The organism is Mycobacterium sp. NPDC050041, assembly GCF_049541695.1.
Lineage (GTDB): Bacteria > Actinomycetota > Actinomycetes > Mycobacteriales > Mycobacteriaceae > Mycobacterium.
On record NZ_JBMVDG010000009.1, the window covers coordinates 167,293 to 188,010 of the forward strand.

Below are 20,718 nucleotides of genomic sequence, written 5' to 3' on the forward strand. Positions count from 1 at the left end.
ACGCCCCGGCTCATTCGAGCCGGGGCGTCGGTCGTCTCCGGGCTTTGATTGCTCGAGTCGCTTCGCTCCTCTCCGCGGGGTCCTGACAGACTGTCCCCGTGCTGCGAATCGGACTGACCGGCGGAATCGGTGCGGGAAAGTCGACGGTGTCGTCGACGTTCGACGAACTGGGCGGCATCGTCGTCGACGGTGACGTGATCGCGCGCGAGGTGGTCGAGCCGGGAACAGAGGGATTGGCCGCGCTGGTCGAGGCGTTCGGCGACGGCATCCTGCGGCCCGACGGTGCGCTCGACCGCCCGGCACTGGCGGCGGTCGCCTTCAGCGACGACGAGAAGCGCAAGACCCTCAACGGCATCGTGCACCCGCTGGTGGGGCGACGCCGCGAAGAACTCATCGCCGCCGCCCCCGCCGACGCGGTGATCGTCGAGGACATCCCGCTGCTGGTCGAGTCGCAGATGGCGCCGATGTTCCCGCTGGTGATCATCGTGCACGCCGACGAGGACGTGCGGGTGGCCCGGCTGATCGAACACCGCGGCTTCACCGAGGCCGACGCCCGGGCCCGGATCGCCGCCCAGGCGACCGAGGAGCAGCGCCGCGCCGTTGCCGATGTGTGGCTGGACAACTCCGGCACCGCCGACGACCTCGTCGCGCGTGCGCGGGACCTGTGGCACAACCGGATCGTTCCGTTCGCGGCCAACGTCGATGCCGGACGCTGCGCGGCGGCTCAGCCGCGGCTGGTGCCGGCCGATCCGACCTGGCCGGACCAGGCGGGCCGCATCCTGGCCCGGTTGGCCACCGCCTGCGGGCATCGTGCCGTGCGCATCGACCACATCGGCTCGACGGCGGTGCCCGGCCTGGACGCCAAGGACGTCATCGACATACAGGTGACCGTCGCGTCGCTGGATGTCGCCGACGAGTTGCGCGATGCACTGTCGGCGGCGGGTTACCCGCGGATCGCGCCGATCTCCGCGGATACCCCGCACACCGACGATGCGGCGCTGTGGCAGAAGCGGGTTCACGCATCGGCGGATCCCGGCCGGCCGACCAATGTGCACCTGCGGGTCGACGGCTGGCCCAATCAGCGGTTCGCACTGATCTTCCGGGACTGGCTGCGGGCCGACGAATCGGCGCGCGAGGAGTACGTCGCGCTCAAACGCCGGGTGGTGGCCGCTGCGCCGGCGAGCAGCGCCGAGTACGCGGACGCCAAGGAGCCCTGGTTCGTCGACGCCTACCCGCGCGCCTGCGCCTGGGCCGACGACACCGGCTGGCGGCCCTAGCGCGTAGGAATAACGGTCCGTCCCCTGGGTGCCGTTGACGCTGGGGCATAATTTGCCGGTTCATCGCGCGGCTAAGCAATTCCCTGCGTAGCATCGCGGTGGGCGCTTGAGTCACCAGGTGGTACCGGATGCCGGCACATCGTGCCGTCGCAGCTGGGTTCCTTGGTTCCGACTCCGGGCGCCCCTCTGCGTTTCCGCACGAGTTCGCTTGAAGGGGAAACTATTTTGCCGCAGTTCGCCACGCCGGAAGCGGCAGTCATGCTGACGTTGGAGACTGCTCGGCATCCGATGCACATCGCGTCCCTGCAGATCTTCGAGCCACCGGCCGACGCCGGACCCGGCTTCGTCGAGCAAATTTTCGCGAAGATGCGGGCTTGCACCGATGTGGCGACGGTCTTCACCGGTCACCCGCGGCAGACGCGCCGCGGCACCTCTGCGGTGCGGTGGTCCTACGACACCGAGATCGACCTCGACGACCACCTCGAGATGCTCTGGCTACCCGCTCCCGGCGGGGACACCGAATTCTTCCGCGTGCTCTCCGGGCTGCACAGTGGCCTGCTCGATCGCACCCGGCCGCTGTGGAGGGCGACGGTCATCGGCGGTCTGGAGGGCGGACGGTTCGCCGTGTACACCAAGACCCACCACGCCCTACTCGACGGTGTGTCCGGGATGCGCATGCTGCACCAGTCGCTGAGCACGGACCCCGAGGAGCGCGAAGTGCGGGCGTCCTGGGCCAGGCAGCCCGCGAGCCCGGCGGCGCCGGCCGCGCGGCCGGCGCCCCGCAGCAGGGCGACCAGGGCGGCCGGCACCGCCAGGGCGGCGCGCCGGTCGGCGTCGGCGATCCGGGCGGCACTGCGGGAGCGCGAGCTGTTCCCGGTGTTGCGCGCGCCACGCACGATGTTCAATGCACCCGCCGGCGGCGAGCGCAGCGTGGCGGTGCGATCGTGGCCGATGGCCCGGATCACCGACGTGGCGAAGGCGGTGGGCGTCAGCCCGAACGACGTGTCGGTCGCGATGATCTCCGGCGCGCTCCGCGAGTACCTGACCGACTGTGACGCGCTGCCGGACACTCCGATGCTCGGCATGCTGCCCGTGAGCATGCGGACCGGGACGGAGGCCAACGAACGCAACATCTTCGGCAGCGCGGTGTGCAATCTCGGCACGCACCTCGAGGATCCCGTGCAGCGACTGCGGATCATCAACCGGTCGATGGACTACAACAAGCGGTTCATCAGATCGCTGCCGCAGCAGGTCGCGATCCACCTGGCCGGCCTGATCTGCGCCCCGGTGGGGAGTGGCCGCATCCCGCCGGTGTTCAACGTGTCCATCTCCCAGGTGCCTGCGCCGCGGGAAGCGCTGTACCGCGGGGGAGCGCGACTCCTCGCGACGTACGCGCTCGCCCCGACGCTGAGTGGGCAGGCGCTGAACTTCGGCCTCATCAGCGACGGCGAGAACGTCACGTTCTCGGCGGTCGGCAACACCGCGACGGTGCCCGGGCTCGCGCGGTTCCTCGACCTCTTCGAGACGGCCCTGAAAGATCTCGAACGCGCGGCCGGTCTGTGACCACGGTTCCCGCCGGGGCCGCTCACCCAGCGGTCGCGGTCGAGGGAGTGAGCAAGTCGTTCGGTGACGTGACGGCCCTGCGGGACATCACCTTTCACATCGACCGCGGCGAGGTGGTGGGACTGCTCGGGCCGAACGGCGCCGGCAAGTCCACCCTGGTGGACATTCTGTCCACCCTCACCGGACCCGACACCGGCCGCGCCCTTGTCGCGGGGTTCGATGTCGCCAACCAGGCTGCCGAGGTGCGCAAGAAAATCATGCTGACCGGTCAGCAGGTCGCGGTGGACACCATGCTCACCGGTCGGCAGAACCTGGTGATGTTCGCCCGTCTGCAGGGACTGCGTAAAGCCGCGGCACGGATTCGCGCCGACGAACTGCTCGCCGAGTTCGAGCTGACCGGGGCGGCGGACCGCAGGGTGTCGACCTACTCCGGTGGGATGCGGCGCCGCATCGACATCGCGTGCGGACTGGTGGTCCGCCCCGAAGTGGTGTTCCTCGACGAACCGACGACGGGGCTGGACCCACGCAGCAGGCAGGGGGTCTGGACCATGGTGCGGCGGTTCAAGGCCGAAGGAATCACGACGCTGCTGACCACCCAGTACCTGGAGGAGGCCGACGCGCTGAGTGACCGCATCATCCTGATCGACCACGGGGTGGTGATCGCCGAAGGCACGCCTCAGACGCTCAAGGGGCGCACCGGCGCGAGCTTCTGCGAGGTCGTGCCGCGAGACCCGGCCGACGTGGCGAGGGTCGCCGCGTTGATGCGGCCGCTGCTGCCGCCAGACCGCGGCGATGTGGCGGTCGCGGTGGCGGGGGACCGGGTGATCATGCCGGCGCCGGACGGGGCGACCACATTGCTTCGTGTACTCACCGAGCTGGCGGCAGCCGGTGTCGAGGTCGCCGACGTCGTCCTGCGCCGGCCCTCACTCGACGATGTCTTCCTCTCGCTGACCGGGAACGGGGCGGCACCGACGGTCGACGCGCTGTCGTGAGGTCGACTGTGGCGCGGCCTGATCCGTCGGGTGTGCAGCAGTGGTGGGTGCTCACCGTGCGCGTCGTCGCGCCCCCGTTGCGCAACGGCGAACTGGCCATCGCCATCGCACTCTCCGCGGTGTTCACCGTCAGCTTCTACGTGCCTTTGCGGGAGGTGATGGGTGCGTTCGTGCCGGGGCGCGGCGGGTATGCGCAGTACCTGATGCCGCTCATCGCCGTACAGGCGGTGTTCTTCGCGGCGATGTCGGCCGCCATCCGCTCAGCCACCGATGCCGTGCAGGGGGTCGAGCGACGCTTCCGCACCCTGCCGGTGTCGCCGTTCGTCCCGTTGGCGGCCCGCATGACCGCGAACGGGTATCGGTGCACGGTCGCCCTGGCGGTCGCCATCGGGTGCGGCTACGCCATCGGATTCCGCTTCTACGGCAACGGCGTTCGCACCGCGGCATTCTGCATGCTGGTGATCGCGATCGGCCTGAGTGTGTCTCTGGTCGGCGACGTGATCGGCGTGGCCGTCCGCAGGCCGGAGGCGACACCCCACCTGCTCCTGGTGCCGCAGCTGATACTCGGTTATCTGTCGGTGGGCATCCAGCCCGCCGAGCAGTTCCCCGGCTGGATCCAGCCGGTCGTCCGCCACCAGCCGGTCTCGGTGTTCGTCGAGGCGCTACGGGCACTGGCCGGGGACGCGGGTGGGCCGGGTCGGGCGGTGGCCGCCGCATGCGGCTGGGTGGTCGTCCTCTCGGTGGCCGCCGTGGTGTGGCACCGGAGGTTGACGGCGAGGAACCGAGGATGAGGCGGGTCGCGGTCGAGACATGGGTGCAGTGGCACCGGCTGCTGATCTCGTGGCGACACGACCCGCGCACTGTCATCGAGGCCCTGCTGTTGCCGGTGATGTTCCTGCTGGCAGTCGACCTCGTGTTCGGGCGGCCGGTGACCGCGGTCTCCGGCCACGATGCGCTCTACGGCACCGTGCCGATGACGGCTCTCGTCGGCGCGGTCTTCGGATCCTCCGCTGCCGGCATCGCGCTGATGCGGGAACGCGATGAGGGTCTGCTCGCGCGGATGTGGGTGTTGCCGATCAGCCGGTCCTCGGGCCTGTTGGCCCGTTTCGCCGCTGAGGCCGCACGCATCCTGTTGAGTGTGGCGGTGGTGCTCGTCGCCGGGGTCGCGCTAGGTTTCCGCTTCACAGAGGGTATTTGGGTGCTGCCGCTGTACGTGTGCATACCGGTGTTGTTCGGACTCGGCTTCTCGGTGCTGGTCGTCACCGTGGCTGTGCGGCTGAGCAATGTCGTGGTCGCCGAGGCGACCGGACTGGGCATCGCACTTCTTGTGTTCTTCTCGACCGGGTTCGTCCCGCTCACGCAGTACCCGGCGTGGTTGCAACCGGTGGTTCAGTACCAGCCGATGAGTTGCGCCATCGATGCGATGAAGGGCCTCGCCCTCGGTGGTCCGGTGGCTGCCCCTGTATTGGGCGTGCTGGTGTGGTCGGTCGGTACGGCGGCGGTGTGCGCGGCGCCGATGGTCGCCGGCTACCGCAACGCAAGCACCCGGTGAGCTAGCTCCGTCAGGCGGCTTTCGCGATCTCGACGGCGATGTGGAGTTCGACGTGGCTGTCGTAGATCTCGATGGTGCCCGGGGGTGGTGGTGCGGTGGAGTGGTAGATCCCGCCGGTGGGGGTTTTGAAGGTGGCGCCGTGGATGCGGTCGCGTTCGGTGGTGGTGACCTGCCAGCCGTCGGCTTCTTTGGTGTAGTTGCAGGCCGCGCATTCGCCGAGGCCGTTGAGCGCGCTGGTGGGTCCGCCGTGGCAGTGGGGCTGGGCGTGGTCGTGGTGGCGGATCGGGGCGTCGCAGTACGGGGTGCGGCAGGTCTGGTCGCGCAGGTCGATGAATGTCGCCAACGCTTTCGGGAAGCAGCGTGAGCGGGACTCCATCGCCACCAACGCATTACTTCGCGGGTGCCGGTAGAGCCGGCGCAGGGTGGCCTTGGACCGCTTGTCACGCACGGCGGCGTTGACCAGGCCCCGGCCGACGGCGGCCGGGATGGGGCCGTAGCCCTGCAGATGGGCCGGTGTCTCGTCGCCGCCGAGCAGGGTCTGATCGGAGATGACGAGGTTGACCGCGACCGGCGCCGCGACGTCGGCGGGGGTGCCGGTGATGCGTTCGACGAGGGTGTCGGCCATGACCTGGCCGCGGGAGCGGTCGTCGAAGGTGGTGTCGGCGGCCCTCTTCAACGCGGCATACACCCCCACACCTTGGGCTACGGGCAGCAGTGCCGTCACATAGGTCATGGTGTCGGGCGCGGGGCGAATCGTCACCGTGCGCTCACCGACCGCCTTGGCGGCCCGGTCGACGACGGCCTGGGGGTCGAGGCGGTAGGCGATCGTCTTGGCCTCGGAGGTGATCCGCTTGTCGCCCTTGCCGGCCAACTGCCGCACGTTCCCGCACAGTTCGGCATCGAGGGTGCCGCGGTCGGCGATGCTCAGGCAGGCCGATTCCCGCACGATGAGGGTGGCGCGCCACTCCGAGAGCGCCCCGCATTCCAATGCTGCCAATGTGTGCGGCATTTCGTGGACCAGGGCGCGGGCGAATCCGAGGTGGCGGCCACCGCGGTTGGGGGAGTCGCGGCGGGCCAGCGCGATCTCGGCGGCCAGCCCGCGGCCCCGCTTGGCGGCGGGCACTCCGGCGGCAGCCTCGGCGGCGCGACGCATCCGGTCCAGTTCGGCGGTGACCCGGGCCTGACCGGCCGCGGCAGCGGATTTCGCCGCCTCCAACTCCTCGAGGCGTGCCCGCAACCCCGCCTCATCGGCACTGGGAGGCACCGTCGCCAACTGTTCGAACATGTGTTCGATCATAAACCAACCCTCCGACACGCGCCAGATGCGACATCCGCGCGGAAGTCCCGCCGGTCAGGCGGGCGGCGCGGGTGCGGCGGGGTCGGCCGGTGCGGGCAGCGCCTCAGCGGTCACCGGGGCCTGGCAGGACAGCGAGCCGAAATCCGGGTCGTCGCGGTTGGGGATCAGTCGCGGCGCGACGAAGTCGTCCGCCTGGGCCACCAACTGGTCGTCGACCAGGATCTCGCAGTGCAGGTTCGCCGAATACGGCCACTTGACCTGGACCTTCATCGTGGCAACGCCGGAAGCGGGCAGCACGGTGTTGATGTCGACCACCCGACCGGGAACCATCGTCGGGTTCGCGGTCTGGGTCTGGTCGCCCTCCGCGGCGTAGGTGATCGTCGCCCCGCGGGACACACCGTCGACGCGGGCCCGGTAGACGATGTTGTGCAGCACCTCGGTGCCCGTGGGCGGTGCCTCCACCTGCGGTTGGCCCTCGGGATCGGCCGGCGCGAGAGCCGGGGTCAGCTGCGCGCCCGCGAACAGCGCGGCCGTCGCGGCGGCCACCATCCATCCGCGCTTCACGAAACTCATGAGCCGACCTTACTACCCGCGCCACGTCAGGGCCACGCCGTTGTCCGCCAGCCAGCTGTGCAGGTCATAGCCGTGCCGGGTCAGTCCTTCGACCGTGTCGAGCGCCGTCCGCACCGCCTTTTCAGCAACCTCGGGAGCGAGCAGGCCGTCGCGGACCGCGGCCAGCAATTCGTCGACGTCCTGCACGTCGACTCCGCGGCCCGTGCGTACCGCCAGGTCCAGGTAGTGGTCCTCGGACCGCCAGACGTCGGGCCCGGCGGTGAAGTGGCCGACGTCGAGATAGTGGTCCTGGTCGCGTTCGTGACCCGGGTTGAAGTGGAACACGGTGGCCCGCAGGTTCAGCGCGGGAAGCAGCCACGACTCGAGATAGTGGAACTGCTCGCGGCCGGGCGTCGGGCGCGCGAGGTACAGCCCCCACGGTGTGACCGTGTAGACGTCGACGGCCCGCACGATGCCCTTGGGGTCGGTGTTCGTGCGGGCGCGCAGGTCGAATGTCTCGGTTTTCGGCGGGTGGATGGCGTCAGGATAAGGCGTGCGGACGGCCGCGGGAATGAACTTGTCGTACCTCGCGCTTACCCTGGTGAACATGGCTTTCGCTACCGAACATCCCGTACTCGCGCACTCCGAGTACCGGCCTGTCGAGGCGATGGTGCGCACCGGTGACCGGTTCGAGGTGGTCAGCCCCTACGACCCCGCGGGTGACCAGCCGGCGGCCATCGAGGAACTCGAGCGCCGGGTCAGGGCGGGGGAGCGCGACATCGTCCTGCTGGGCGCCACCGGCACCGGCAAGTCGGCCACCACCGCCTGGCTCATCGAGCGGCTCCAACGCCCCACGCTGGTGATGGCGCCGAACAAGACACTGGCCGCTCAGCTGGCCAACGAGTTGCGGGAGATGTTGCCGCACAACTCGGTCGAGTACTTCGTGTCGTACTACGACTACTACCAACCCGAGGCGTACATCGCGCAGACGGACACCTACATCGAGAAGGACAGCTCGATCAACGACGACGTCGAGCGGCTGCGGCACTCGGCCACGTCGAGCCTGCTGTCCCGGCGCGACGTCGTCGTGGTGGCTTCGGTGTCCTGCATCTACGGACTGGGCACGCCGCAGTCCTACATGGACCGGTCGGTGGAACTGCAGGTCGGGCACGAGGTGCAGCGCGACGCACTGCTGCGCCTGCTGGTCGACGTGCAGTACACCCGCAACGACATGTCCTTCACCCGTGGCTCGTTCCGGGTCCGCGGCGACACCGTCGAGATCATCCCCTCCTACGAGGAGCTGGCGGTGCGCATCGAGTTCTTCGGCGACGAGATCGAGGCGCTCTACTACCTGCATCCGCTGACCGGTGACGTGGTCCGCAAGGTCGACTCGCTGCGCATCTTCCCGGCCACCCACTACGTCGCGGGGCCCGAGCGGATGGCCCAAGCCATCTCCAGCATCGAGAAGGAACTCGAGGAACGGCTGGCCGAACTGGAAGGCCAGGGCAAGCTGCTCGAGGCGCAGCGGCTGCGGATGCGGACGAACTACGACCTCGAGATGATGAAGCAGGTCGGGTTCTGCTCGGGCATCGAGAACTATTCGCGGCACATCGACGGTCGCGGACCGGGCACCGCACCCGCCACGCTGATCGACTACTTCCCCGAGGACTTCCTGCTCGTCATCGACGAGTCGCATGTCACCGTCCCGCAGATCGGCGGCATGTACGAGGGTGACATGTCCCGCAAGCGCAATCTCGTCGACTTCGGCTTCCGGTTACCCTCCGCCGTCGACAACCGCCCCCTGACGTGGGAGGAATTCGCCGACCGCATCGGCCAGACGGTGTACCTGTCGGCGACCCCCGGGCCCTACGAGATGAGTCAGACGGGCGGCGAGTTCGTCGAGCAGGTCATTCGTCCCACGGGGCTGGTCGATCCGCAGATCGTCGTCAAGCCGACCAAGGGCCAGATCGACGACCTCATCGGCGAGATCCGCAAGCGCACGGCGGCCGACGAGCGTGTGCTGGTCACGACGTTGACCAAGAAGATGGCCGAGGACCTCACCGATTACCTGCTGGAGACGGGCATCCGGGTGCGTTACCTGCACTCCGAGGTCGACACGTTGCGCCGCGTCGAACTGCTGCGGCAACTGCGGCTGGGGGAGTACGACGTGCTCGTCGGCATCAACCTGCTGCGCGAAGGTCTCGACCTGCCCGAGGTCTCGCTGGTGTCGATCCTCGACGCCGACAAGGAAGGGTTCCTGCGCTCGGCGCGCAGCCTGATCCAGACCATCGGTCGCGCGGCGCGCAACGTGTCCGGTGAAGTGCACATGTACGCCGACAAGATCACCGACTCGATGCGGGAGGCCATCGACGAGACCGACCGCCGTCGGGCCAAGCAGGTCGCGTACAACGCGCAGCACGGGCTCGATCCAAAGCCGCTGCGCAAGAAGATCGCCGACATCCTCGACCAGGTCTACCGCGAGGCCGACGACACCGACGCGACCGTCGAGGTCGGCGGTTCGGGTCGCAACGCCTCTCGGGGCAGGCGCGCGCAGGGCGAGCCAGGGCGGGCAGTGAGCGCGGGGATCATCGAGGGCCGCGACACGTCCAACATGCCGCGGGCGGAATTGGCCGACCTGATCAAGGACCTGACCGAGCAGATGATGACGGCCGCGCGGGATCTGCAGTTCGAGCTGGCCGCCCGGATCCGCGACGAGATCCACGATCTGAAGAAGGAACTGCGCGGCATGGACGCCGCGGGGCTGAAGTGACCGGCCGCGGGCTTGACCTGAACAGCGGTTGAGCTCCTAGCGTGGCGGATGTGAATGACGTGAGCACCGTCCCGGCCGGCAGTTGGCGCGCGCTGCTCGGCCGCGAACGACTGGGAACCGCAACGCTTCTGGCGGGCGGCGTCGGGCTGTACGCGACGAACGAGTTCCTCACCATCAGCCTCTTGCCCAGCACCGTCGCCGACATCGGCGGCCAACGGTTCTACGCCTGGGTCGTCGCGGTGTACCTGGTGGGCTCGGTGGTCGCGGCCACCGCGGTCAACCCGTTGCTGCTGCGATTCGGCGCGCGGGCGTCATATCTGGTCACGCTGACCTCGTTCGCGGTGGGCACCGTCGGCTGCGCGTTGGCCCCGTCGATGGAGTTGCTGCTCCTCGCCCGCACGCTGCAGGGTGCCGCGGGAGGCGTGCTGGCCGGACTCGGCTACGCGGTGATCAACGCCGCGCTGCCGAGTTGGCTGTGGACCAGGGCGTCGGCGCTGGTGTCGGCGATGTGGGGTGTCAGCGTGATCATCGGCCCGTCGATAGGTGGCCTGTTCGCCCAATTCGGGCTCTGGCGATGGGCCTTCGGCTCACTGGCGATCCTGGCTGTGGCGATGATGGCCCTGGTGCCGATCGCGCTGCCCGACACCGGCGGCGAGGCGCCGTCGGTGCGCACCGGGATCCCGCTGTGGTCGCTGCTGCTGCTCGGCGCGTCGGCGTTGGCCATCAGCGTCGCCGGCGTGCAGCAGCACCCCGCCGCCACGGCGGGCATGCTCGCCGCAGGCGTCCTGCTGATCGCCGCGTTCCTGTTCGTCGACCGCCGCGCGAAGGCCCGGGTGTTGCCCCGTGCGGCGTTCGAACCCGGACCGCTCAAGTGGATGTACCTGACGATCGGCATCCTGATGGCCGCGACGATGGCCGACATGTACGTGCCGCTGTTCGGCCAACGGCTGGCCGGCATGGCGCCGGTGGTGGCGGGATTCCTGGGCGCGGTGCTGGCGATCGGCTGGACCACGTCGGAGATCATGAGTGCATCGGCGCACGGACGGCGCGCCGCCCGGCTGGTCGCCGTCGCGCCGTTGCTGATGACCGTCGGGCTCGCGGTGACGGCACTCACGATCGACGACGGCCCACGGTGGCCGGTGATCGCGGTGTGGGCGGTCGGTCTGTTCGTCGCCGGTGTGGGTGTCGGAGTGGCGTGGCCGCATCTCTCCGCCTGGATCATGGGGGTCGACGACGACCCGGTCGAGAGCGGTGCCGCCGCAGCGGCCATCAACACCGTGCAACTGGTGTCGGGCGCCATCGGCGCAGGGTTGGCCGGCGTGGTGGTGAACATGGCCGACGGCGGCGATGTGGGCGCAGCCCGATGGCTGTTCGCCGTGTTCGCGGCCTTGGCGGCGATCGGTCTGCTCGCCTCCTACCGCGCGAGTCGCACCACCTAGTCGGGGTCGTCCTCGAGTTGGCGGATCGAGGTGACGCCGTCGATCGCGGCGAGCACGGTCGGCGCGTTGAGAATTCCGTTGCCGGACAACGTCAACAGCACACCGGCACTGTGGGCGGGCGCTCCGAGGGGCTCGCCGCCGGTGTCCGAGGCGAGTTCGGAGAGCTGCCATCCCCGCCGGTCGCAGGCAGCGAGCACGTCGCGCATCACGCTGCGGCCCTCCGCATACGTCAGGTGCAGGCGGATCGATCCGCTCAACCGGGCGGCGAGGCGGCGCGTCAGTGGCATGAACCCGAGCACGATCAGGAAGTGCATGGCCGTCACGGTGCAGGCGAGGAGCAGCAGACCGGCGCCTGCGGCCATGCCGATCGCGGCCGACTCCCACACCGCGGCCGCGGTGGTCAGCCCGTGTACCGAGCCGCGACGGAAGATGATGATGCCTGCGCCGAGAAACCCGATGCCCGAGACGATCTGGGCTGCGACCCGCGACGGGTCCACCTCGACGGTGCCCGGCACCACGACGTCGAGGAACCCGTACTTGCTCACCAGCAGGATCAGCGCCGCGGCGGTCCCGACGATGGTCTGGGTGCGCAACCCGGCGCTCTTGCCCTGGATCTCGCGTTCGACGCCGATGAGCGCGGTCAGGCCGAATGCGACGAACAATTCGACGATCTGCCGGGGCCCCTGCCCGGGACCGCCGAAGAACGGGTCACCGGCCGCCAGCCACGCCTCCATGCCGATCAAGTTAGCTGCACCCGCGGCCGGGCCCGGTGTGCCGCGCCGACCGCCGATCACGGTGATCGAAACCCTGGCGCAGGCGTCCACCTGCTGACATGGTGGGGAACATCGCGGGTGTGGCTGAGTGGCTAGGCACCGGCCTGCAAAGCCGTTTACACGGGTTCGAATCCCGTCATCCGCTCCGAATAAGGCGCTCGTGGCGTCACGTCGAAGCTGCGGGCCCCCAGTATTTCTCGCCGTTGCTCCGGCGAAGATCCGCGAGTGCTCTCGTGATCGACTCCACGTCCGAAGCGTCGGAGAACAATCGTTCGATCAGTTCGAGGTTCGCACGCGCCCAGTCGACTTCCTCGGGGGCGGACAGGTAGCGGATGTCGTCGTCGCGCAGCACGTACTGCCTGATCAACGAGATTCCGAAGCCGTCGCCGGGAAGACGGGTCGATGACGCAGACAGCTCGAGCTGTCCGCGGTCGAGGACGATCAACCAGGTCAGATCGGGCCCCGAAACGGTCAGCGATGCGTTCGGCGCGTGGGTTCGCGAGTCGGTGAACCGGTACCGCGGATCCGCGTAGATGAACTCGAAGTGCCCCAGGAAGATCTCGAGCAGCTTCTTCACACCGCGACCGTGGCCGGTGTGAAGCGGACGGGCATCGACTTGATCCCGTTCATCAGCACTGAACGCACCCGCTCGACCGGTCCGGCCAGTTCCAGGTCGGCCATCCGGGTGAGCACCTCGGGGAAGATCGCGGCGGCTTCCACCCGCGCGAGGTTGGCGCCCAGACAGAAATGCGTGCCGCCGCCACCGAAGGCCAGGTGCGTATTCGGTGTCCGGCCGACGTCGAAGCGGTCCGGATCGTCGAAGTGGGCCTCGTCGCGGTTGGCGGACGGGTAGAACATCGCCACCCGTCCGCCCGCCCGGATCGGGATGCCGCCCAACGCGGTGTCGCAGGTCGCGGTCCGGGTGAATGCCGCGACCGGACTGGTGTAGCGCAGCATCTCCTCGATCGCCGACGGCAGCAGCGACGGGTCGTCCATCAGCCGGGCCCGCTGGCCGGGGTGCTCCAGCAGCGCGACAGTGCCTCCGGCGATCAGGTTCCGGGTGGTGTCGCCGCCCGCGTTGAGCAGCAGCAGGAAGAACATGTTGAACTCGAAGTCGGTCAGGCGCTCGCCGTCGACCTCGGCATGCAGCAGCGCACTGGCGATGTCGTCGGCGGGCTCGGCGCGCTTCCGGATGGCCAGGTCGTTGGCGTACTCGAAGACCTGCATCTGAGCCCGCTCAACGGCCGGGCTCATGTCCCCGGTGTTCATCTGTTCGGAGAGCGCATACAGCCGGCGGCCGTCCTGCAGCGGGATGCCGAGGAGTTCGGCGATGACGTACGACGGCAGCGCCCCGGCGACGTCCTCGACGAAGTCGCATTCACCACGCTCGATCACGTCGTCGACGATCTGCCGTGCCATGTCGGTGAGGTGGCTGCTCAGCCGGGCGACGTGGCGTGGGGTGAATCCCTTGCTGACCAGCGCGCGTAGGGCCGTGTGCCGCGGCGGGTCCATGCTCACCATGATCAGTTCGAGCTGGTAAGCGTTCTCGGGACGGGGCACGTCGAAGAACACCCCGGTCGCCTGCGACGACCACGTCGCGCTGTCCCGCGACACTGCGCGCACCTCGTCGTAACCGGTCAGTGCCCAGAAACCGCTGTCGCCGTGCGGGTGCCAGGCCACCGGGGCGTGGCGGCGCAGCGCGGCGAAGGCCTCATACGGCGCGCCGCGTGCATAGGTCTCCGGATCGGTGAAATCCACACCGCCGATGGTGATGGCGTCCTCGGGCATGCGGAACCTCCCCCCGGCGTGGAAAAGCCACACCATGGCGAACGTTAGCGCCGACGCGAGCCGCCGTGGCGATTTCGGCGGATCCGGCTCAGCGCACCGCGGGCAGCTTCAGCAGCAGCCGGGCGCCACCCATTGGGCTTGTCTCCAAAGACGCTGTCCCACCGTGCAGCTCGGCTTGCTGCGCGACGAGTGCCAGACCAAGGCCCGACCCCGACCGCGAGGCGGTCGACCCGCGGGAGAACCGTTCGAACACCAGCGTGCGTTCCTGCTCGGGCACGCCGGCGCCGTTGTCGTCGATGGCGATCTCCACGTTGTCGCCGGAACGTAGTGCGCTCAAGCGGATCTCGGTCGCCTTGCCGTGTTTGACGGCATTGGCGATGGCGTTGTCGACCACGAGGCGCAGGCCGGCGGGCAGGCCCAGGATGTGCACGGGCGCCGACGGCACCAGCGACAGATCCAGTCCCGGGTAGCTGCGCACCGCGTCGTGGGCGGCCCGGTCGAGGAGTTCGGTGACGTCGACGGGCACATGGTCCGCCGCGGTCATCAACTGACCCTGTGCCAGCCGCTCCAGCGCGGTCAGGGTGGCCTCGATGCGGCTCTGGGTCCGGATCACGTCGCCGATGACCTCTGCGCGCTGATCGTCGGTCATCTCCAGCGTGGCGAGCACTTCGAGGTTGGTGCGCATCGCGGTCAGCGGTGTCCGCAGTTCGTGTGAGGCGACGGCGGCGAAGTCGCGCGCCGATTCGAGCGCCGCCTTGGTGCGTGCCTGCTCGTCCCCGATGCGTGCCAGCATGCCCTCGACAGCCTCGGCGATCTCGACGGCCTCCCACACGCCACGCACCTGCACCTCGTCGGGATTGGACTGGGCATTGATGGCCCGGGCCTGCTCGGCGAGCAGCCGGAACGGGTTGATCATGATCAGCCACATCACCCAGACGACGACCACGGTGGCGGTGAGGACGCCGCCGCAGATGAGCAGTACCCGAAGGTGCAGCTGATCGATCCGCTTCTGCGTCTCGGCCAGCGGCGCGCCGAGGGCGATCGACGCCGGCCCGGCAGTGAAGGTGCGCACCCGGTACTCGACGCCGTCGATCGTGGTGTCGGCGTAGCCGTCCGGCAGCTGGGGCAGCACGGTCTCGCGGGGCACCGACAGCGTGACGCCGCTGATGCGGGCGGTCCGGATCAGGGTGCCGTTCGGGATCGTTCCCCCGGTGGGCAGCGGCTGCGGGTTGAGCAGCGTGCTGATGTCGCCCAGGCTGCTCACGGAGTCGAGCTGCCGGTCGAGCTGGCTGTACTGGTCGTTGGTGACGCCGACCCACACCCACACCCCGAGGGTGATCACCAGTGCGGCCACCGACACCGCGGCGACGATCACGATCGTGCGCAGGGACAACACCGGCATCGGCGATCGCAGCAGCCGGTAGATGCGGTCATCGACACGCATCAGCGACCCTGTCCGTCCACGTGGTCATCTTGCCTGACCGGGAGGCGGCGGTGAGCCGCGCCGCGCGGCGTCGGGCATGATGCCCCGGTGCAGTCCCCGCAGCTGGCCGACATCGTCGACACCCTGGACGTCGCGCAGGTGGGTGAGGACGCGTTCCTCGCCACGCAGCTCGACAACGCCCACCACCACATCGTGGGTGGCCACATCGCCGGTCAGGCGCTGGTCGCCGCGGGAAGAGCGGCGACCGGCCGGTTACCGCACAGCTTCCACGTCTTCCTGCTGCGTGCGGGCGACGCCCGTTACCCGGTGGAGTTCGAGGTGAGCCGGCTGCGCGACGGCGGCACGCTGGCCACGCGGCGGCTGACGGGCCGCCAGGACGGCAAGGTGCTGCTCGAGGCACTCGCCTCCTTCACCACGCCGGTGGACAGCCTGGAGTATCACCAGCCGCTGCCCGAGGTGCCCGCGCCCGAGGACCTGACGCCGATCCAGGAGCAGCTGCGGCCCTACGCCGAGGAGGTGAACGGCTACTGGGTGCGGCCGCAGCCGTTCGACCTTCGCTACGCCGACCCGCCGCCGCGGCTCGCGCTCGACCTCCCTGAGCCGTCGCCGCGGATCCGGATGTGGTGGCGACCGGCGGGCGACGCGGACATCCTGGCCGGGGCCGACCCGCTGATCCACACCGCGCTGCTCGTCTACGTCTCGGGCACCACCGTGCTCGAGACCACGATGACGATGCGGCGCACCACGCAGACCAGTGTGTTCAACGCGCTGATCGACCACGCGATGTGGTTCCACCGGCCGCCCCGGCTGTCCGACTGGATCCTCTCCGATCAGGTCTCGCCGAGCGGTGTGGACGGTCGCGGGCTGGCCACCGCGACGATGTTCAACCGCGGCGGCGAACTGCTGTGCACGGTGACCCAGGAGGTCTACTTCGGCCGAGCCTGATCCAGCAGGCCTGCGGCCACCCGCAGGTCGGCGGTCAGGCCCTCGAACGCCTTCTCGCGGTCCTCGGGCGGGCCTCGCAGCACCGATGACGGGTGCACGGTGGCGACGACCTGCGGGTCGACGTCCAGGCCGGTGGTCGACGGCGGCAGGCGCAGCACCTCGCCGCGGTGGGCCGTGACGCGGAAGTCGTTGCCCAACAATGCCTTCGCGGCGGTGGCGCCGAGCAGCACCACCACATCGGGTTCGACGGCATCGAGTTCGGTGATCAGCCACGGGCGGCAGGCCACCACCTCGGTGCGGCTGGGCGTCTTGTGGATCCGGCGCGTGCCCCGCTCGGGCAGCGTGAACTTGAAGTGCTTGACGGCGTTGGTCACATAGACGGCGTCGCGGTCGATTCCGGCGGCGACGAGCGCCCGGTCGAGCAGCTTGCCTGCCGGACCCACGAACGGCGCACCCGCCCGGTCCTCCTGGTCGCCGGGTTGTTCGCCGACCAGCATCATCGTCGCCGCTTTGCTGCCCGCCCCGAAGACGGTCTGGGTGGCGTCGAGGTACAGGTCGCAGCCCTTGCAGCCCTGGGCTGCCTCGGCGAGCACCGCGAGATCGGCGGTGGCGGGGACGAACTCCTGAGCGCCGGGTGGACGAGCGGCCATGTCGGCAGGACTACCCGCCTCTACGGAGTTCTATCGGGCTACCGGGTCGACTTGGTCACCTGGGCGAAGCTGAACTGCCAGCGCTCGACGACGTGGAAACCCATCCGCTCCGGCACCCGGTAGGCCGGCGCCCCGCCCAGCCGCGGCCCCGGTTCCAGCGCCGCCCCCGACTCGCGGTCGGGCACCGTCTCGTCGCGCTCGGAGACCGTCCACAGCACGGTGCACTCGCGGATGCGGTCGGCGACGCCCCGGATGCCGAGGTGGGTGTCCCACAGCCAACCCCGCTCTGCGGCACGCCGGCCTCGCCCGGGATCGACCAGCTGTGCATAGGCCGCCGGACGTGCGGCGGTCAGCGGCCGGATCGGGCCGGGCAGCCAGTCGGTGGTGTTGTCCAGCACCAGGCAGTCGCCCGGTCGCGAATGGGCGGAGACGACGTCGGCGACCTGGCTGAAGTCCATGCCCTCCTTGGCATACGGCCCGCGCTGGACGAACACGTAGTTCGGTGTGGCGGCCACCGCGAACACCGCCAGCCACGCGGTGATCCGCTCGCGGCTGCGGCCGACGGTGGTGACACACACGCCGAGCAGCAGCGCCATCGCCGGTGCGGTGAAGGTCAGGTAGCGCGGATAGTAGATCGGTCCGGCCAGCGCCGAATAGGCCACCAACACCGCGGTCGGGAGCGCGATCCACGCGGCGGCAAGGACGGCCAGCCGCCGGTCGCCGTCGGTCATCAGCCGGACCCGCCGCAGCACCACCGGAGCCGCGAGCGTGAGGCCGGCGAGGACCGCGAACGGAACGCTGTGGTCGAAGTACTGCTCCTCGGCGATCTCGACCACGGTGTCGGTGCTCAGGGGAGCGATCCACCGCACCTGGATGATCTGCGTGCGGCAGTAGATGAGGAACGGTGCCACCGCCAGCACCGCTGCAGCGGTGGCCGCCAGCCAGCCGAGCACCGCGGCGCGCCGGGGAGCGAGCACGGCCAGCAGAACCGCATGCACCAGCGCGAGCAGCACCAGGAAAACGTTCAGCACCGTGCACAGGATCAGCGCGCAGGAGTAGACCGCCCACCACGAGCGGCGCCTTCGGCGGACGGCCCCGACGAGAAGCACGCTCACCCAGACCGCGGCCAGTGCCGACAGGGCGTAGGACCGGCCCTCGATCCCCGCCCAGGTGACGCGCGGCAGGATCGCGAAACATATCCCCGCGCAGACCGCCGCCGTCCGGCCGGAGAACTGCCTGGCGAGCACCACCACGCCCGCCGCCGCACCCGCCACGGCCAGGCAGCTCGAGAACCGAATCCAGAACTCGGTTGCCGGGAACACGGCGAACCACCCGTGCATGAGCAGGTAGTAGAGGCCGTGCACCGCGTCGATGTTGTGCAGCAGCCGCCACAGATCCGCCACCGGCCTCGTCGCGGCAGAGATCGTCGCCGCCTCGTCGAACCACAGCGACGGCCGGGCGGCGCCCGCAGCGCTCACCACGCCGGTGAACAACGCCACCGCCAGGGGGTCGAACCGACCGGCTCGCAGTGCTCGACGGGCGTCCTCACGACGCTCCGGTTTCAGTGACAGATCCACGCGCTCGACTCGTTACCCTCTCGACGACCGGCAAAACCGTAACCCGGCGGATTCCCGTTCGCCCGTCCGTCCGCTCCCGGTGCGTCGCCCGCAGCGGCGTCTGCTGGGCATCACCGCCGAAAGTGCCCACCGACCGCGGTGCCCCAGTAAGGTCCTGCATGTCTTTGCTGGGGATTCGGGGCGACAGGAGTGGGGCACCGCGCGATGCCGTTCCAGGATTTCCGGGAGTTCCTCGATGCACTGAGGTCCCGAGGCGAGTTGATCGACGTCACCCGGCCCGTCGCACTCGAACTCGAGGTGTCCAAGGCGATGCGCAAGAGCGCGTCGGTCAGCGGCCCCGCCGTCGTGTTCCGGGACAACGGAACCCGATTCCCGTTGGTCGGCGGGGTGTACAACTCGCGGGCCAAGGCGCTGATCGCGTACGGCTGCGACGAGGACGCCGTGATGGCGCACATCCTCGAGGGACTGGGCCGGCGGATCCCGCCGGTGGTGGTCGAGGACGCCCCCGTGCACGAGAACGTGATCCTGGGCGACGACATCGACCTGACGACGTTGCCGGTGCCCCGCTACAGCCCCGACGACGGCGGCCCCTACATCACGCCGGGCATCGTGGTGAGCCGCGACCCCGACACCGGCGTGCCGGACATCGGGCACTACCGGTTCGAGGTCATCGACTACCGCACGCTGTCGTTCCTGGCGATGCCCAACCACCGCTTCGGCAAGCATCTCGCCAAGGCGGTCGCCCGTGGCGACAAGACGTTTCGCGCCGCGCTGGTGATCGGCGTCGATCCGATGCTCGCCTATACCGGCCCCATCCAGGTGCCCGAGAACACCAATGACTTCGAGGTGGCCGGCGGCCTGCGCGGCGCGCCCGTCGAACTGGTGCGCTGCCGCACCATCGATCTGGAGGTGCCTGCGCGCGCCGAGTTCGTCATCGAGTTCGAGGTGGACTTCACCGAGACCGTGTTCGAGGGTCCGCTGGGGGAGTACACCGGGTACTACACGCCGGGTTCGATGAAGCCGATCGCGCGTCCGCTGGCTCTGACCCACCGGAACGACCCGTACTTCCAGGCGCTGCTCACCGGCAAGCCGACCACCGAGAACCACGTCCTCAAGCAGTTGGCGTTCGAGGCGTCGTTCCTCAAGTCGATGCAGGCGACGTTCCCGACGATCGAACGGGTGGCGATCCCGCCGTCGGGAGGAGTGAACTTCCGGGTGGTGATGGCGATGCGCCCGCGGTTCACCGGTGAGGCGCGCAACGCCATCCTGACCGCGATGGGCTCGAACGTCCGGCCCAAGACGGTGATCGTCGTCGACCCCGACATCGACGTCCAGGATCCGGGTGAGGTCGAGTGGGCCATCGCGTTCCGCTCCCAGCCGGCGCGTGACGTGATCATCGTCGACGGACTGCCCGGAGGGCCGCTGGATCCGACGCTCGACGAATCCCTGGAGCCCGACCGCCGCACCGGATCCGCACTCGGTATCGACGCGACCTACCCGTACGGCACGGTGGTGAAGATCGCCGGCGACGCCTGCGGTCCCGCCCTCGCCGAGCACGGCGCCGAATTCGTCGGCCACTTCACAGAAGTGGCCGACGTCCCGGGATGGCGCGACTACGACTTCCCGGAACTGGCGCCCTGATCACCCGCAGAGACGAAAGGCCTCTCGATGCCCGAGATCCATCACGAGATCAAGATCGCCGCGGCACCGGAGCGCGTGTTCGAGGCGTTGACCACCCGCGACGGCGTGGCCGGGTGGCACACCCCTGCGGCCGAGGGCACCGGTGAGGTGGGTGCCGAATGGGTGTTCCGCTTCGCGGATCACCCCGAATTCGGTTGGGAGATCGTCAGTTCCGACTCGCCACGCCTGGTCGAGTGGCGGTGTACCCGCGGTCCCGGCGACTCGGTGGGGACCACTGCCACGTTCACGCTGACCGGAACCGACGACGGCCGCACGCTCGTCGAGCACGTCCACGCCGGCTGGCCCGGCACCCACGGCAACTTCCGCAAGTGCAACACGACATGGGGCGTGCTGCTGCACCACCTGCGGGACTACGTCGAGACCGGCGACGCCGCACCGGCATTCGAGTGAGGAACGCG

19 protein-coding genes and 1 tRNA gene are annotated in these 20,718 nt (G+C 69.4%); 11 read left to right on the top strand and 9 right to left on the bottom strand.

Features of this window, described 5'->3' with window-relative positions; translation table 11 throughout:
• Positions 1-98: 98 nt before the first annotated feature.
• From coaE to ACPCHZ_RS24060, 5 genes are all read left to right on the top strand, one after another.
• Entirely contained in the window at positions 99-1,277 is a 1,179-nt protein-coding gene (coaE, locus tag ACPCHZ_RS24040) for a dephospho-CoA kinase (protein ID WP_423487038.1), read from the top strand.
• A 258-nt stretch (positions 1,278-1,535) separates the two neighbouring features.
• Positions 1,536-2,840, top strand: a complete 1,305-nt coding sequence (locus tag ACPCHZ_RS24045; protein ID WP_423487039.1) for a wax ester/triacylglycerol synthase family O-acyltransferase — start codon at positions 1,536-1,538, stop codon at positions 2,838-2,840.
• Between the two features lie 47 nt (positions 2,841-2,887).
• Positions 2,888-3,832, top strand: coding sequence for an ATP-binding cassette domain-containing protein (locus tag ACPCHZ_RS24050; protein ID WP_423487040.1), 945 nt, complete (start codon positions 2,888-2,890; stop codon positions 3,830-3,832).
• Positions 3,829-4,623, top strand: a complete 795-nt coding sequence (locus ACPCHZ_RS24055) for an ABC transporter permease (protein WP_423487041.1) — start codon at positions 3,829-3,831, stop codon at positions 4,621-4,623. Before ACPCHZ_RS24050 ends, ACPCHZ_RS24055 begins: the two co-directional genes overlap by 4 nt.
• The gene (locus tag ACPCHZ_RS24060; RefSeq protein ID WP_423487042.1) at positions 4,620-5,384 is read left to right on the top strand and encodes an ABC transporter permease; all 765 of its coding nucleotides are present in this window, start codon (positions 4,620-4,622) and stop codon (positions 5,382-5,384) included. Before ACPCHZ_RS24055 ends, ACPCHZ_RS24060 begins: the two co-directional genes overlap by 4 nt.
• A 10-nt stretch (positions 5,385-5,394) precedes the next feature.
• Here ACPCHZ_RS24060 and ACPCHZ_RS24065 read toward each other — a convergent pair whose 3' ends face one another.
• From ACPCHZ_RS24065 to ACPCHZ_RS24075, 3 genes are all read right to left on the bottom strand, one after another.
• Positions 5,395-6,669, bottom strand: a complete 1,275-nt coding sequence (locus tag ACPCHZ_RS24065) for an HNH endonuclease (protein WP_423487043.1) — start codon at positions 6,667-6,669, stop codon at positions 5,395-5,397.
• Positions 6,670-6,735: 66 nt separating this feature from the next.
• The gene (locus ACPCHZ_RS24070; protein WP_423487044.1) at positions 6,736-7,254 is read right to left on the bottom strand and encodes a hypothetical protein; all 519 of its coding nucleotides are present in this window, start codon (positions 7,252-7,254) and stop codon (positions 6,736-6,738) included.
• 12 nt (positions 7,255-7,266) lie between these two features.
• Positions 7,267-7,704 carry a DUF402 domain-containing protein gene (locus ACPCHZ_RS24075; RefSeq protein WP_423487114.1) on the bottom strand — a complete coding sequence of 146 codons (438 nt, stop codon included), beginning with the start codon at positions 7,702-7,704 and terminating at the stop codon, positions 7,267-7,269.
• Positions 7,705-7,840: 136 nt separating this feature from the next.
• Between ACPCHZ_RS24075 and uvrB the strand changes: the two genes are divergently transcribed.
• The gene (gene uvrB / locus ACPCHZ_RS24080) at positions 7,841-10,003 is read left to right on the top strand and encodes an excinuclease ABC subunit UvrB (RefSeq protein ID WP_423487045.1); all 2,163 of its coding nucleotides are present in this window, start codon (positions 7,841-7,843) and stop codon (positions 10,001-10,003) included.
• Between the two features lie 50 nt (positions 10,004-10,053).
• Positions 10,054-11,442, top strand: coding sequence for an MFS transporter (locus tag ACPCHZ_RS24085; RefSeq protein ID WP_423487046.1), 1,389 nt, complete (start codon positions 10,054-10,056; stop codon positions 11,440-11,442).
• Here ACPCHZ_RS24085 and ACPCHZ_RS24090 read toward each other — a convergent pair.
• On the bottom strand, positions 11,439-12,176 hold the full coding sequence (locus tag ACPCHZ_RS24090) for an MgtC/SapB family protein (protein WP_423487047.1): 738 nt from the start codon (positions 12,174-12,176) through the stop codon (positions 11,439-11,441). The two genes, ACPCHZ_RS24085 and ACPCHZ_RS24090, sit on opposite strands and share 4 nt — an antisense overlap.
• Positions 12,177-12,289: 113 nt before the next feature.
• On the opposite strand from ACPCHZ_RS24090, the gene ACPCHZ_RS24095 reads away from it, so the two are divergent.
• A tRNA-Cys gene (locus ACPCHZ_RS24095) sits at positions 12,290-12,360 on the top strand.
• Between the two features lie 21 nt (positions 12,361-12,381).
• Here the strand turns inward: ACPCHZ_RS24095 and ACPCHZ_RS24100 are convergent.
• The 3 genes from ACPCHZ_RS24100 to ACPCHZ_RS24110 all read right to left on the bottom strand — a co-directional run bounded on the left by ACPCHZ_RS24100 (position 12,382) and on the right by ACPCHZ_RS24110 (position 15,447).
• The gene (locus tag ACPCHZ_RS24100) at positions 12,382-12,792 is read right to left on the bottom strand and encodes a hypothetical protein (RefSeq protein WP_423487048.1); all 411 of its coding nucleotides are present in this window, start codon (positions 12,790-12,792) and stop codon (positions 12,382-12,384) included.
• Positions 12,789-14,003, bottom strand: coding sequence for a cytochrome P450 (locus tag ACPCHZ_RS24105; protein WP_423487049.1), 1,215 nt, complete (start codon positions 14,001-14,003; stop codon positions 12,789-12,791). The genes ACPCHZ_RS24100 and ACPCHZ_RS24105 overlap by 4 nt, the downstream gene beginning before the upstream one ends.
• A gap of 88 nt (positions 14,004-14,091) precedes the next feature.
• Complete coding sequence (locus ACPCHZ_RS24110; RefSeq protein ID WP_423487050.1) at positions 14,092-15,447, bottom strand: sensor histidine kinase; 1,356 nt, start codon at positions 15,445-15,447, stop codon at positions 14,092-14,094.
• An 87-nt stretch (positions 15,448-15,534) separates the two neighbouring features.
• Here ACPCHZ_RS24110 and ACPCHZ_RS24115 point away from each other — a divergent pair, with 87 nt between their 5' ends.
• Positions 15,535-16,392 (top strand): acyl-CoA thioesterase, encoded by an 858-nt coding sequence (locus ACPCHZ_RS24115; protein ID WP_423487051.1) that lies wholly within the window; start codon positions 15,535-15,537, stop codon positions 16,390-16,392.
• On the opposite strand, the gene ACPCHZ_RS24120 is transcribed toward ACPCHZ_RS24115, so the two are convergent.
• Both ACPCHZ_RS24120 and ACPCHZ_RS24125 read right to left on the bottom strand, forming a co-directional pair.
• On the bottom strand, positions 16,374-17,042 hold the full coding sequence (locus ACPCHZ_RS24120) for a UdgX family uracil-DNA binding protein (RefSeq protein ID WP_423487052.1): 669 nt from the start codon (positions 17,040-17,042) through the stop codon (positions 16,374-16,376). The two genes, ACPCHZ_RS24115 and ACPCHZ_RS24120, sit on opposite strands and share 19 nt — an antisense overlap.
• A 38-nt stretch (positions 17,043-17,080) precedes the next feature.
• Positions 17,081-18,619: a glycosyltransferase family 39 protein gene (locus tag ACPCHZ_RS24125; RefSeq protein WP_423487053.1), complete on the bottom strand. Its 1,539-nt coding sequence runs from the start codon at positions 18,617-18,619 to the stop codon at positions 17,081-17,083.
• Positions 18,620-18,823: 204 nt separating this feature from the next.
• On the opposite strand from ACPCHZ_RS24125, the gene ACPCHZ_RS24130 reads away from it, so the two are divergent.
• Together ACPCHZ_RS24130 and ACPCHZ_RS24135 are read left to right on the top strand one after the other, a co-directional pair.
• Entirely contained in the window at positions 18,824-20,260 is a 1,437-nt protein-coding gene (locus ACPCHZ_RS24130) for a UbiD family decarboxylase (RefSeq protein ID WP_423487054.1), read from the top strand.
• 27 nt (positions 20,261-20,287) lie between these two features.
• Positions 20,288-20,710 (top strand): SRPBCC family protein, encoded by a 423-nt coding sequence (locus tag ACPCHZ_RS24135; RefSeq protein ID WP_423487055.1) that lies wholly within the window; start codon positions 20,288-20,290, stop codon positions 20,708-20,710.
• The last annotated feature ends 8 nt before the right edge of the window (positions 20,711-20,718 follow it).

Excerpts from the sequence above, each read along its gene's own strand:
- ACPCHZ_RS24045 (WP_423487039.1), top strand. The coding sequence starts at position 1,536 with ATGCTGACGTTGGAGACTGCTCGGCATCCGATGCACATCGCGTCCCTG.
- ACPCHZ_RS24060 (WP_423487042.1), top strand. The coding sequence starts at position 4,620 with ATGAGGCGGGTCGCGGTCGAGACATGGGTGCAGTGGCACCGGCTGCTG.
- ACPCHZ_RS24065 (WP_423487043.1), bottom strand. The coding sequence starts at position 6,669 with ATGTTCGAACAGTTGGCGACGGTGCCTCCCAGTGCCGATGAGGCGGGG.
- ACPCHZ_RS24070 (WP_423487044.1), bottom strand. The coding sequence starts at position 7,254 with ATGAGTTTCGTGAAGCGCGGATGGATGGTGGCCGCCGCGACGGCCGCG.
- uvrB (WP_423487045.1), top strand. The coding sequence starts at position 7,841 with ATGGCTTTCGCTACCGAACATCCCGTACTCGCGCACTCCGAGTACCGG.
- ACPCHZ_RS24090 (WP_423487047.1), bottom strand. The coding sequence starts at position 12,176 with ATGGAGGCGTGGCTGGCGGCCGGTGACCCGTTCTTCGGCGGTCCCGGG.
- ACPCHZ_RS24105 (WP_423487049.1), bottom strand. The coding sequence starts at position 14,003 with ATGCCCGAGGACGCCATCACCATCGGCGGTGTGGATTTCACCGATCCG.
- ACPCHZ_RS24110 (WP_423487050.1), bottom strand. The coding sequence starts at position 15,447 with ATGCGTGTCGATGACCGCATCTACCGGCTGCTGCGATCGCCGATGCCG.
- ACPCHZ_RS24120 (WP_423487052.1), bottom strand. The coding sequence starts at position 17,042 with ATGGCCGCTCGTCCACCCGGCGCTCAGGAGTTCGTCCCCGCCACCGCC.
- ACPCHZ_RS24130 (WP_423487054.1), top strand. The coding sequence starts at position 18,824 with ATGCCGTTCCAGGATTTCCGGGAGTTCCTCGATGCACTGAGGTCCCGA.
- ACPCHZ_RS24135 (WP_423487055.1), top strand. The coding sequence starts at position 20,288 with ATGCCCGAGATCCATCACGAGATCAAGATCGCCGCGGCACCGGAGCGC.